The organism is Citrobacter sp. Cs237 (genome assembly GCF_030332325.1).
In the GTDB taxonomy this organism is placed as follows: domain Bacteria; phylum Pseudomonadota; class Gammaproteobacteria; order Enterobacterales; family Enterobacteriaceae; genus Citrobacter_A; species Citrobacter_A sedlakii.
In genome coordinates, this window is the sequence record NZ_JAOWIB010000108.1 from 597839 (window position 1) to 610689 (window position 12851).

11 protein-coding genes are annotated in these 12851 nt (G+C 52.6%); 3 read left to right on the forward strand and 8 right to left on the reverse strand.

Annotated features, from left to right (window positions below; translation table 11 throughout):
• Positions 1-59 precede the first annotated feature (59 nt).
• Together OGY07_RS20055 and OGY07_RS20060 are read right to left on the reverse strand one after the other, a co-directional pair.
• Positions 60-1265: a multidrug efflux MFS transporter gene (locus OGY07_RS20055; RefSeq protein ID WP_286602710.1), complete on the reverse strand. Its 1206-nt coding sequence runs from the start codon at positions 1263-1265 to the stop codon at positions 60-62.
• Between the two features lie 168 nt (positions 1266-1433).
• Positions 1434-2117, reverse strand: coding sequence for an extensin-like domain-containing protein (locus OGY07_RS20060; RefSeq protein WP_286602712.1), 684 nt, complete (start codon positions 2115-2117; stop codon positions 1434-1436).
• Between the two features lie 105 nt (positions 2118-2222).
• Here OGY07_RS20060 and ddlA point away from each other — a divergent pair, with 105 nt between their 5' ends.
• Positions 2223-3317 (forward strand): D-alanine--D-alanine ligase, encoded by a 1095-nt coding sequence (gene ddlA, locus OGY07_RS20065; RefSeq protein ID WP_181821888.1) that lies wholly within the window; start codon positions 2223-2225, stop codon positions 3315-3317.
• A gap of 54 nt (positions 3318-3371) precedes the next feature.
• Here ddlA and OGY07_RS20070 read toward each other — a convergent pair whose 3' ends face one another.
• Positions 3372-3590, reverse strand: coding sequence for a DUF2754 family protein (locus tag OGY07_RS20070; protein WP_042286062.1), 219 nt, complete (start codon positions 3588-3590; stop codon positions 3372-3374).
• Between the two features lie 258 nt (positions 3591-3848).
• Between OGY07_RS20070 and OGY07_RS20075 the strand changes: the two genes are divergently transcribed.
• Positions 3849-4157 carry a YaiY family protein gene (locus OGY07_RS20075; RefSeq protein WP_012904778.1) on the forward strand — a complete coding sequence of 103 codons (309 nt, stop codon included), beginning with the start codon at positions 3849-3851 and terminating at the stop codon, positions 4155-4157.
• Between the two features lie 36 nt (positions 4158-4193).
• Here the strand turns inward: OGY07_RS20075 and OGY07_RS20080 are convergent, their stop codons facing one another.
• Together OGY07_RS20080 and sbmA are read right to left on the reverse strand one after the other, a co-directional pair.
• A complete protein-coding gene (locus OGY07_RS20080) occupies positions 4194-5288 on the reverse strand; it encodes a DUF1615 domain-containing protein (RefSeq protein ID WP_286602716.1) in 1095 nt (364 codons plus the stop codon).
• A 14-nt stretch (positions 5289-5302) separates the two neighbouring features.
• Entirely contained in the window at positions 5303-6523 is a 1221-nt protein-coding gene (gene sbmA / locus OGY07_RS20085; RefSeq protein WP_042286065.1) for a peptide antibiotic transporter SbmA, read from the reverse strand.
• Between the two features lie 342 nt (positions 6524-6865).
• On the opposite strand from sbmA, the gene ampH reads away from it, so the two are divergent.
• Complete coding sequence (gene ampH / locus OGY07_RS20090) at positions 6866-8023, forward strand: D-alanyl-D-alanine-carboxypeptidase/endopeptidase AmpH (protein WP_042286067.1); 1158 nt, start codon at positions 6866-6868, stop codon at positions 8021-8023.
• Here ampH and iprA read toward each other — a convergent pair whose 3' ends face one another.
• The 3 genes from iprA to OGY07_RS20105 form a co-directional block, all read right to left on the reverse strand.
• Positions 8024-8650: a hydrogen peroxide resistance inhibitor IprA gene (gene iprA / locus OGY07_RS20095; protein WP_060569088.1), complete on the reverse strand. Its 627-nt coding sequence runs from the start codon at positions 8648-8650 to the stop codon at positions 8024-8026.
• Positions 8651-8741: 91 nt separating this feature from the next.
• Positions 8742-11663: an autotransporter adhesin EhaB gene (gene ehaB / locus OGY07_RS20100; RefSeq protein ID WP_042286069.1), complete on the reverse strand. Its 2922-nt coding sequence runs from the start codon at positions 11661-11663 to the stop codon at positions 8742-8744.
• A 435-nt stretch (positions 11664-12098) separates the two neighbouring features.
• Positions 12099-12796 (reverse strand): IS1 family transposase gene (locus OGY07_RS20105; protein ID WP_094106546.1). Its coding sequence is split into 2 segments (ribosomal slippage): positions 12099-12547 and positions 12547-12796, totalling 699 coding nucleotides; the frame shifts between segments, so codons are not numbered across the junction.
• Positions 12797-12851: the final 55 nt, after the last annotated feature.

Below are 12851 nucleotides of genomic sequence, written 5' to 3' on the forward strand. Positions count from 1 at the left end.
TAATCTAAAGTTATGATAAAAATGCATGGATTTAACTTAAGTCACTTTCTTTTATTAATTCAACCCGTTGTACGACCTTTTTCCCGCTGGCGTAACGTCAGCAATAACTGAACAATGTTGATTAGCACAATGACCGCGGTGGCAATAAATACCCAGCGGAAACCGGCCATTGCCGAGACCGTCGCGCCCATTAACGGCCCCGCAACGTTGCCAAGATACATAAACGACTGATTATAACCAAAAATACGTCCGGTAATTTGCTCACTGGAGTATTTCACCAGCAGCGTTTGCACCGCAGGCAGCATCGCGCCATCGGCAAACCCGAGCAGAAAACGCAGTACGCCAAGCTGAAAAGGCGTAGTGACCCATGACATAGCGAAAAACAACACCACCGCACAGATAAGCGTCGCCATTAAAATGCGCTCCGTGCCGATCCGATCGCCCAGCTTTCCCAGTCGCGGCGCAGAGATGAGTGCGGAAATACCCGGCACCGAGGCAATGAATCCGCTCAGAAAAGCGATGTTATTGCTGTCCGGCGCCATCGACTTAATAAACAACGCCAGAATCGGACTAATGGAGCCATTGCACAGTTGAATGACCAGCGTGGTGAAAAACAGGCTAATAACTAACGCCGGGTACGGGAGCGAAGCAAAAACCGCCCTGCCGCTCAGACGTTCACTCTTTTTCAGTGTCGGACGCACGCCTTCTTTGATTAAAAAGAAGGTCACCAGAAAGCTCACCATCAACAGCATTGCGGTAATAAAAAAGACGGCTCGTAGCCCGACATGGTCGGCAATAAAGCCGCCCATCAGCGGGCCGCCAATCACGCCGCTAATTTGCGCGGTCGCCAGCGTACTGAGCGCCCATCCGCTTCGTTCGCGCGGAACCTGCGACGCGACCAGCGCCATCGCATTAGGAATATAGCCGGAGGTGAGCCCCATAATGCCGCGCAGCAAAAACAGCTGCCAGACGTTTGTGGCAAATGCCTGTAGCAGAATCGCTATCGCCATGCCTAAGGAGGCGCGCAGCAGCATCAGCTTACGGCCCTTGCGATCGGCGAGACTGCCCCAGAGGGGCGAGACAATGGCGGAGATAAGAAAGGTGATACTGAAAGTCAGACCAGACCACATCGAGAGCGCTTCGTGGGAGGAAACCCCTAACTGTGAAATATACAACGGCAAGAACGGCAGGATTTGACTGATTGCCAGACCGGTGAAAAAGCAGCCGAACCAGACGGAAATGAGGTTAACTTTCCAGGATTCCATAAATACTCGTTGTGATAACGTACTGAAAACGCAGCACAGTTTAGCAATAATGCAGCCGCGGAATGGTTCAAGAGATGCGATGGGTCTGAGTTTGCTATTTTATCTTCCCGTTCATCAGATTTGTGAAACAAATCACATAAATGCCCCCCCACATATAGCGCGTTATGCTTAACGACAAAGGCCGTATCCGTGCATGCCGAGGTGAAAATGGTTAGCGTGCGCGGCGTTATACTCCGGACCTAACCCGTTACCAAAGTACTGACAGCTCGCGCTGAGCATCGCGCGCAGCCAGGGGGCGCTTTCATCCTGCTTCCAGCCGCGCAGCACGCTTATGTTTCGCCCGTCGGCAAGGCGAAAGCCGCTGATATCCAGCGCCTGCGCGCTGGCGTGTTCGCTACGGCGCGCGTCGGGACGATGGTAGATATTGCGGCAGGCGAAGCTGCCCAGGTGATCGATACGCGTCAGCCTGCTGGCCATAAACTGCTCGGTTAACGGCCGCGCCTGCTGTTCAACAAACAGCGCTGCGCTGAGCGCCAGCGGGCAGGAAGCGAGAAAGCTGCTGCTCAGTTTGACCGCGCCGAAATCCCTGACGCGCACCACGTCGGTTAACGGACAGTCGCCCGCACTGTCGGCCACCGGCTGCGAGGAGATCAGCTTTCGCTGGTTCGCCTGTTGCAGCAATGTCTGACATTGATCTTTCGTCAGCCGCTGAAGCTTGAATTTGGTCAGCCAGTTGGGCGGATCGGTCAGCCCGAGCGGCGTAAAGGGATTGTAATATGACGGCAGATACCGGTACCCCACGCCCCCCGCCACGCCCAAGAGAATAATAAACAGCCAGCCTTTACCTTTCACGCCCCCTCCTTTGCGTTTCTGCTTAACATTATGGCAGAAGCCCGCGAATCCCTCGTTTTGTCGTGGTAATGTATACGCTTTGCGTTCGATGGAATGGGTTTTAAGATGGCAAAATTGCGGGTAGGAATCGTATTTGGTGGGAAATCAGCGGAACATGAAGTGTCATTGCAATCGGCAAAAAATATTGTCGATGCCATCGACAAGACCCGCTTTGACGTTGTGCTTTTAGGCATTGATAAACAAGGGCAGTGGCACGTCAGCGATGCCGAAAATTACCTGCTCAACGCCGACAATCCGGCGCGCATTGCGCTGCGCCCTTCCACCACCAGCCTCGCGCAGGTGCCGGGTAAACATGAGCAGCAGCTGATTGACGCGCAAACCGCGCAGCCGTTGCCGACAGTTGACGTAATTTTCCCGATCGTTCACGGCACGCTGGGCGAAGACGGCTCATTGCAGGGCATGCTGCGGGTGGCGAATTTGCCGTTTGTCGGTTCCGACGTGCTGGGCTCCGCGGCATGTATGGATAAAGACGTCACCAAGCGTCTGCTGCGTGATGCCGGGCTGAATATCGCGCCCTTTATCACCCTCACCCGTGCCAACCGTCACGCTATCAGCTTTGCCGACGTAGAAGCGCGTCTTGGTCTGCCGCTTTTCGTGAAGCCTGCCAACCAGGGCTCATCCGTGGGCGTCAGTAAAGTCACCAGTGAAGCGCAGTATGCGCAGGCGATTGAACTGGCGTTCGGATTCGATCACAAAGTGGTGGTGGAACAGGGGATCAAGGGTCGCGAGATCGAATGCGCGGTCCTCGGCAACGATCATCCGCAAGCGAGCACCTGCGGCGAGATCGTGCTGAACAGCGATTTCTATGCCTACGACACCAAATACATTGACGACAACGGCGCGAAGGTTGTGGTGCCTGCGGCGATCGCGCCTGAGGTTAACGACAAGATCCGTGATATCGCGATCCAGGCTTACCAGACGCTGGGCTGCGCCGGTATGGCGCGGGTGGATGTCTTTTTAACGGCGGATAACGAGGTGGTGATCAATGAGATCAACACCCTGCCGGGATTCACCAATATCAGTATGTATCCGAAACTGTGGCAGGCCAGTGGGTTAGGCTACACCGACCTGATCACCCGGTTAATCGAGCTGGCGCTGGAGCGTCACGCGGCGGATAACGCCCTGAAAACGACCATGTAATCTGCGCTTTTGATTGCCCGGTAGCGTCAGGCTTACCGGGCGCTCAAATGCGCATTATTTGACTGACGCAGCGTCGTCATCTTCCACACGACGACGAATAATCAGCCCCGCCAGCCAGAAGCTCATCACCCAGGTGACTGCGCCCACGGCATAGGTTTGCCAGCCTTTAGCTTCAAATCCCAGCAACCCGACGACACCGTTAAGAATAAAAATAAGCCCGATGGCGAAGGCATAGTAATGCCAGTCGCGGCGGATTTTTACAGGCAAATTCATAGCGTCTCCCGCACGAAAAAAAGCATAGTGGCATAGTACTGGAAACCCGTCTGTGCCGTATGCGGAATTTCTTAAATGTTGCAAAATTTAAATTAAGGTAATGTATTTGTGACAAGCGGCAAAAATCTGCATTCCAGGACTCATCCCAGGCTTAATTTACCATCATTCTGATATTGACAAACGCGATGACCTGTCAGACTCACACTACGTTCCTGGCAGATGTCAGGCAGAAAGCAGAAATTCCCGCGGAGGTCATTTATGGCTGATTTCACTCTCTCAAAATCCCTGTTTAATGGGAAACATCGAGAAACCTCCTCTACCCCTGGCAACATCGCGTATGCGGTGTTTGTGCTGTTTTGTTTCTGGGCTGGCGCGCAGATCCTGAACCTGTTGGTTCACGCGCCGGGTGTGTATGAGCATCTGATGCAGGTTCAGGAGACGGGACGTCCGCGCGTCGAAATCGGGCTGGGCGTCGGTACAATATTTGGCCTGGTGCCGTTTCTGGTCGGCAGTCTGATTTTCGGCGTGATTGCCGCCTTCCTGCACTGGCGGCATCGCCATCACTGATCTTTCCTGTCGGGTGGGATTCCCTCACCCGACCCGCTACAGCTTCATACATCTCGCCCGTCGATCGTCTACCCGTTTTGCGAACCACGCCGTCGTCAGATTACGGCTAATCTTGGGACTTTCCAGTTGAATACCCGGCAGCATCTCTCGCGGTAATGCTTTACCCGTTTTCTTCTCGGCGAGAGCGTAGACCCCTTTGTACAGATCCGTCTCTTCGAACGCCAGGCTGTCGCCTTTTTCCAGCTGCCGACGGATAGCGCTTTCACTGAGATCCAGTTTGTTCGCCAGCTTACGCACCGCCAGCTCGGTTTTGCCCGCCGCCTTGCTGCCATACGCGATCAAATCGCCGTCCAGCGCCAGTTTTACGCCGCTGGCTTTGCTGACGGCATTCTGGAAAGCGGCATTGCGGCTGGCATACCATCCGGCATTAAAGTCGGCAAAGCGGAAAATTGGCGCGCTGTAGTTCGCCGGATAATTGAGCAGATGGTAGGTCCCAAACCACAGTCCGCCGCGACGGGTGAAGACTTCCTGACGCACCGTACCCTCCATCGTCCACGGGTAACCGTTGGCGTGCTGCTCGGCGAAAGCGATGCTGACCTGCATCGGACCGCCCGTATGAACCGGATTCAGCGAGCCAAACAGCGTCTGCCCCATCGGCACCATATTGATGAAATCATCAAAAATCGCGCTAAGTTGTTTTTCGGTTTTTACCGTATCAAGGCGATCGCTGTAGCTCTTGCCATTCGGGGAGTTGATTTTAAGCGCGGTATGCACCAGAAAAAGCGGAATATGCATGCGCCCGGCGCGGCGGTCAATCTCCTGCCAGGCGATTTTGCTCAGCCCCGGCACGGTGGGATCGGCTGTATAGTTAGACTCCTGCTGTGCGACCGCCAGCACCGAACAGACGTTTTCCTCCGTCGGGGCGATCTTCTGGCTCTCAAAGGTTTTCGCCAGGTCTTTGGCCCAGCTATCGCGGTCTTTGACGCTGGCTGGCATTTTCTGGCGCACCACGCTCGCGACGTCGACGGCTTTCTCCCCTTTTTTTAGCGGCTGCGCCGTCTGGGTACTGCATCCAACAAGGACCAGCCCGGTCAGTAATGACAAAGGGGAAAAACGAGACGCCGCCGACATAATGCTTCCTTATATTAACCAAGAGTGTGGGTGACAGCCTGAATATCGTTGTCGTCCAGTTCGCGCTCAAAGCTACGCAGACGTTTGTAGATAGACATCAGCTCCACCAGCGTGGTCCATGAGTTTATCAGATACTGAAAAGCCCCACGTACCTGGCTAAACACATTGGTGATTTGCGTCATCAGGCCGAGCGTAATCGTACCGGCAACGATCGACGGAAACAGCAGGAACAAGCCGAAAACGTTATCCACCTGCAGGTACAAAATGCGGGCGATATTAAAATACATGTAGTGGAAATAGAGACGGAAATAGTTCTGGCGCACCGCGTTGAACAATTCACGAACCGTTGGCGGCGTGGCGCGGTTGGCGTCGTCTTCGCCATACACCAGCTCTTTACGATAAGCCGCTTCGACGCGCTGATTTTTGAACTCCAGCCCCGGCAGCTTGATCCCAACCACCGCCAGCAAACCGGTGCCCATCAGCGACCAGATAATCGCGGCAATCACCAGACCGTAAGGCACATGGCCGACGATCGGCAGTTCTGGTACGTGTGGAGAAAGCGCAATCAGCACCGGCAGAAAAGCGATTAAGGTCATAATCGCCTTAATAAAGCTCACGCCCATGCTTTCCAGCGTGGAGGCAAAACGCATGGTATCTTCCTGCACACGCTGGGCGGCGCCTTCGATATGACGCAAATGCTGCCACTGCGCCATGTAGTATTCGTTCATCGCCGTACGCCAACGGAACACATAGTGGCTGACGAAAAAATTGTTCAACACGCTTATCACCACAGCAATCAGCGCGATCCCCAGAAAGATACCTAACTCATTGTAGAATTGCGCCATTGTGACAGTATGAGGAGCGCTAAGCGCTTTCTGAATCAGATCGTAAAAGGGCGCATACCAGGCATTGACGGCCACCCCAACTTCAACCAGAAACCAGGTCACAAAGACAATCAGCGAGGTGCCGAGAATCGACCAGTACTGCCAGCGGTGCGGGCTGTAGATAAACCAGAACAGGGCAAATACCCCCACGCAAAGCACGTAATAAGCATAAAAGATCAGGTAGTTCAAAGACCAGAAACGCGCGGCGCTAATGGGCACGTCGTCCGTTGCGCCGGTGAAATGCGCAACCCAGTCTCCCCCACCCGCCTGCCAGAAAATGACGGCAGCGACTGCCCAAATAAACGCCGAGAGAAAAAAGGGTCCCGGCTTCGGGAAAAATGACTTGAACATAATGCTCTCCTGCTAACTTCTTATCGTTATGACAACGGCTGTGCTGAAGAAAGTAAAAACGTCACACCAGCGAAACCGCCATTGTGACCAGAATGGCGGCGCTTAGTTCGTCTGCCATTGCTGAAATATTGTTTCGACGGATTACAGCCTCCCGCACAAAAACGACGGCTACTATACGCTCAGGATCACAAAAGCGAACTTTCTTTCGCCGCAAAAAACGTGGATTTACTCGTCGTTACGTTTTTATAACTATCCTTGCTTTAATTAGCGCTTTGAAAAAGAACGCGCCGTAGTATAAATACGAACTGTCTTCTTCCTTTTATTCATGCATGGACACCACCGTTGAAACGTAGTCTGCTTTTTTCTGCCGCGCTGTGTGCGGCGTCATTGACCTCAGTCCAGGCGGCGCAGCCTATCGCTGAACCGGTTTTCGCATCTGATATCGTTGAACGTTACGCCAATCATATTTTTTATGGCAGCGGCGCAACGGGGATGGCGCTGGTTGTGATCGACGGCAACCAGCGGGTCTTTCGCAGCTTCGGCGAAACCCGCCCAGGTAATAATGTGCGCCCACAGCTGGACTCGGTTATCCGTATTGCCTCGATAACCAAGCTAATGACCAGTGAAATGCTGGTGAAGCTGCTCGACCAGGGCACAGTCAGGCTGGACGATCCGCTGAGTAAATACGCTCCTCCAGGCGCATATGTTCCGTCGTATCAGGGCAAACCGATTACCCTGGTGAACCTGGCGACGCATACCAGCGCCCTGCCTCGCGAACAGCCTGGCGGCGCGGCGAAACGCCCGGTTTTTGTCTGGCCGACGCGTGAGCAGCGCTGGCACTATCTTTCTAACGCCACGCTTAAAGCCGCGCCGGGTTCGCAGGCGTCATATTCCAATCTGGCGTACGACCTGCTGGCGGATGCGTTGGCTACCGCCGCCGGTAAGCCTTACACCCAACTCTTTGAAGAAAAGATCACCCGGCCTTTGGGCATGAAAGACACGACCTATACGCCGTCCCCCGACCAGTGCAAGCGTCTGATGGTGGCGGAAAAAGGCGCCAGTCCGTGCAATAACACCCTTGCAGCGATTGGCAGCGGCGGCGTCTATTCAACGCCGGGCGATATCATGCGCTGGATGCAGCAGTATCTGTCCTCTGACTTTTACCATCGCAGTCGTCAGGCCGACAGGATGCAGACGCTGATCTATCAGCGTGCGCAACTCACCCGCGTGACGGGCATGGATGTGCCGGGTAAAGCAGATGCGCTTGGCTTAGGCTGGGTATATATGGCGCCGAAAGAGGGCCGTCCGGGCATTATTCAAAAAACCGGCGGCGGTGGTGGATTCATTACCTATATGGCGATGATTCCTCAGCAAAACGTCGGGGCGTTTGTGGTCGTGACGCGCTCACCGCTGACGCGTTTCAAAAATATGAGTGACGGTATTAACGATCTGGTCGTCGAACTGAGCGAAAATAAACCGTTAGTGGTTCCGGCATCCTGATCAGTATTCTGAAGGCAGACGGTTAATTCCCACCAGTTTGCCTTTATTCATTTCGATATAGCCGCCCTTACGTAATGCCGCCAACACTTCCGCTACCACCGAGCGGGATATACGCGTGCGCTGGTGTATATAATTCATGACGCCAACCCGTGCGCGTAATCCTTCCTCCCATTCATTCATTGAAAACAGGGTCGAACGAATTTGTTCATAGGAGTTATTGCCGATCAGTTGCAGATCGCGCAGTTCAAGAATGCGGTTCAGCCACGCCAGCCAGCAAAATGCATCACGCCACAGCTGGCACTCTTCGATAAGAGTCACGGTTTGCGATGAAGGCAGAAAATAACCGGAACAAGTTCCATCAGAGATCAGCTCATACGGCACGTTGTTTTCCATCACGCCGTTAGCAAGGCCCATGATAAAAGGCGCCTGCCCTATGCCGACCAAAATGTGTTCCTGCCGTCTTAATGAAATGATGCCATCAAGGATAACTACGGTGTTATCACGATTCACATCACTGGAATAAAGAGTCTGTTTCTCATTACGGGAAAACTCAAAACGCGTTCCATATTTTGATAAACATGCGTCGAGTCGAGCGAATTCGGTTAATGGTTTACTGACAGGCAACATATTAGCGTTCCTTGCATTAATGCCCGTCAAATCCTTGACGGGCATTGTTTACCAATTTAAATACGCTTACATCTGTTCCACTCGGGAACGATTACCAGGTGTATTTAACGCCGACGTTAGCAGACCAGTCCTGGTCGACATCGCCGCCACCGAGGTAGTTAGCATCGGTGTATGCGCTGAAGTTTTTGGTGAAGCTGAACTGTGTACCCAGACCCACGCGAACGGCGGAACCTTCAGTGCCGTTATCGATGGAGTCACCGTTTACGTCAGCATCGTTATTGGCATCGTCATAGACGTAGGCCAGTTTGAAGTATGGCGTCAGCGCCTGATCTTCGCTGTAAGCGAAGGTATAACCTGCGTCAACACCCAGTTCATAACGCATGCTGTCGTAAGACTGACCGTCAACCTGCAGATTGTTGCTCAGCTGGTAGTCGTCGCCAGACTGGAACAGGCCAGACACGCTGCCGTACGGCGTCAGGTAACCCGCATCGCCCAGTTTCCAGTCATAACCCAGTTTCAGACCGAAGCCCCAGGCATCCGTAGACGCGCTGCCATCAACATACTGTCCATTGCTCATGTTGGCGGACAGATCGTTGTTGAAGTGCGAGTAGCTCATGTTGCCATCAACAAAGATGTTGTTTGCAAAACGCGCGGAAGAGTAGATGTACGCGGACTGGCTGTCCTGATCCACCTGACCGGTATGGTCGCTCATGTCGCCTTTGCCGAAGCCTGCTGCGGCACCGACGATCCATTTCGCGTTGTTACCATCAATTTTGGTATCAACACCGACCATGATGCCGTTAACATCCTGATCGTAGTTAATGGTGCCGTTGTCGCCGCTGAAGCTGCCGCCGAAGTAGCTCACCCATGCGCCGCCGTTGTCGGCCAGACCGTGACGCGCGTTGGTCAGACGAGTCCCTACGGTGTCCTGCTCCAGATTCCAGATATTGTTGTTAGCAGACGGGATGCTCAGCGCCATGTTCGCATAGTCTGTCAGCTCCATCTGCTGCAGAACAACGGTATTGCCTTCCTGCTGCGCCTGATAGGTGTAGGCACCCAGATCGGCTTTGTTAGCGGCGGAGAAGGTGGCAGTGCTGTTCTTATCGTTTACGTAGATCAGCTCTTTGCCCTGATAATCCGCAACAGCGCCTTCGCCCGTCGCGTTGTCGATACGCACTTTGTAGTTGCCGGTTGCAGCCGCAACGCCATCACCCGCATTATCAACTTCAGCCAGGTCCGCGCTATACGCATCGCCGTTACCGTTAATGGTCAGGTGACCATCAGAGTTCATGGCGATAACGCCGTAGCCGTAGTTAGACTGGCTGTTGTCCCAGGTACGATCGTTAGTCAGATCGGCGTCCAGCACGAAACTGTTGCTGTGAACATCAAAGACACCGGCGTGTACGTTGCCGTTGGCGTCGGTATAACTGGTCAGGTTCAGGGTATCCGCTTGCAGTGCATACGCGGTGCTATTGCCCACGTCCAGGACGCCGTCGTTGGTCACCGTGATCGAGTTGGCATACAGTGCCGCATCATTAGTGCCCCAGCCCGCAGAGACATCATCAGCAATGGTCACGGTACTGTTGTCGATGGTCAGCGCATCGGTCGCAACATGACCATCTTCATTGATATTCAGCGCCGCGCCGCCGGTCAGTGCGATAGTGTCAGAAACCAGTGAAGAATCTGCAACATTCACGACAGAACCGCTGTTGATGTTCAGGGTATCGATCAGAGAGGACTTCGTCGTATCCCACTGAGAACCATTATTCAGCGTGACGTTGAATAAACCGCTTTGATATACGTTGTTGCCAATGACGTGACCATCTTCACCGTAGGCAGTGTCGCTGTTATCCACGCCATAGGTTGACCACGGCCACAGGCTGTTAGCGGCGATATCAATCAGCGTAGAGGTTGCGTCAGTACCTGCAGCAACGCTGTCGTAAATACCGTCGCCATCGGTATCCGTCTGATGAACAGACATCGCCGCGCCAACCCACTTAGTGCCGTTGTCCAGCGTCAGGTCCAGGCGATCGGTGCCATCCCAGCCGTTAGTGTCCACGTGGTCGTCAGTATCGCGATAGCTGTCCGCACCGTTCGGGAAGAAGTTCTCGTCAAAGTTGCTGGAGAAGACCACATCCCCCATCAGCGAGGAATTGCTCAGATACGCAGTGGTTTGCATTGCATTATCGGCTGCCGGCGTGGCAACCACGGCTAAGGCGACGTCATCCGCACTGTATTCGCCACTGTAATCGCTGGCATTGTTATTGTTGCCAAACCAACCTGACGTGCCTTCGTCGGAGAGAGACCCTGAGGTCACAGTAGAATCGGTAACGGTAATTGTGTTGTTGAAAATTTCGCCGCTGTTAACGCCAGTGCTGACCGTATTGTCGTCAACATCTTGCCACTCGTATCCCTGAGTCAGCGTAATACCCGCCACGTGAGAATTATTGGCGATAGTCAGATCAACTTCCTGATCCAGGGTAATCGCGGTGCCCATATTATACACGTCGACAACATGGGTATCCGCTGTGCCGTCGGTATAGGTGCCGTTGTAGGTATAGTGTTCGTAGTTATCGTCGATGGTCGAGTTATCAACGGTAAGCGTCAGGCGGTCGTAAACATACCCCGTGGTGTCACGGCCCACACAATCGGTGGTCATGCATTCCGAGGTGATCATACCGTGAACGGTACTGTTTTTGATCGTCAGGCTGTTGTCATTGGTGTTGGTGCTCAGACCATCATCCAGGTAATACGTTGAAATGACGCCATTAACGGTTGCATTCTTGATTACCGGGTAAATATCTCCGTTGTATACGCTGTCCGTAGCGTAGTTATTCCAGCCGACATAACCTTCAAAATAGACGCCGTCAGCGTAAGAGGAATTATCATAATGCACAAACGTATTATACGTTGTGCCGGAGATATCCGTTGAAGCATTCGCCTGAGAAGTGATTGCCAGAGTGCAAGCCAATGCTAATTGTGAGACTACAAGTTTCTTTTTCCAGGAGTGCATTTGTCATCCCTCCTCAGGGACGTAATAGTGTTGATCCATCAATTATTAATGCATAGAAAACAATTTTGTTTTGCGAGGAGGATTATGCGATGCCTTTACGGAAAGGTTCAATTAAACTTTGTTTTCCGTCCGGAATCGGACATTAATAATAACATTAAAAATGCATTAACAGCATCAAATAAAAAGAACCACAAAAACAAGCAGTTACAATATGAGCAACTCTAAAGGCATACAGGAAATAAATGCAATACAGGATTATCAACACGATACTGAATGAATAATCCTGCAATCACCTCAGACCGCTAAAAAATAAAATCAATTAGTATTCAAAATACAGCCGCAAGAATTAATTTCATTCTCGTATATGAATAATGAGCTATGCATAACAATTTATTGTTCAGATATTTCTTTAAATTGACGGGTAATGACTCCAACTTACTGATAGTGTTTTATGTTCAGATAATGCCCGATGACCTTGTCATGCAGCTCCACCGATTTTGAGAACGACAGTGACTTCCGTCCCAGCCTTGCCAGATGTTGTCTCAGATTCAGGTTATGTCGCTCAATGCGCTGCGTATATCGCTTGCTGATAACGTGCAGCTTTCCCTTCAGGCGTGATTCATACAGCGGCCAGCCATCCGTCATCCATACCACGACCTCAAAGGCCGACAGCAGGCTCAGAAGACGCTCCAGTGTGGCCAGAGTGCGTTCACCGAAGACGTGCGCCACAACCGTCCTCCGTATCCTGTCATACGCGTAAAACAGCCAGCGCTGACGTGATTTAGCACCGACGTAGCCCCACTGTTCGTCCATTTCAGCGCAGACAATCACATCACTGCCCGGTTGTATGCGCGAGGTTACCGACTGCGGCCTGAGTTTTTTAAGTGACGTAAAACCGTGTTGAGGCCAACGCCCATAATGCGTGCACTGGCGCGACATCCGACGCCATTCATGGCCATATCAATGATTTTCTGGTGCGTACCGGGCTGAGAGGCGGTGTAAGTGAACTGTAGTTGCCATGTTTTACGGCAATGAGAGCAGAGATAGCGCTGATGTCCGGCAGTGCTTTTGCCGTTACGCACCACGCCTTCAGTAGCGGAGCAGGAAGGACATCTGATGGAAATGGAAGCCACGCAAGCACCTTAAAATCACCATCATACACTAAATCAGTAAGTTGGCAGCATTACC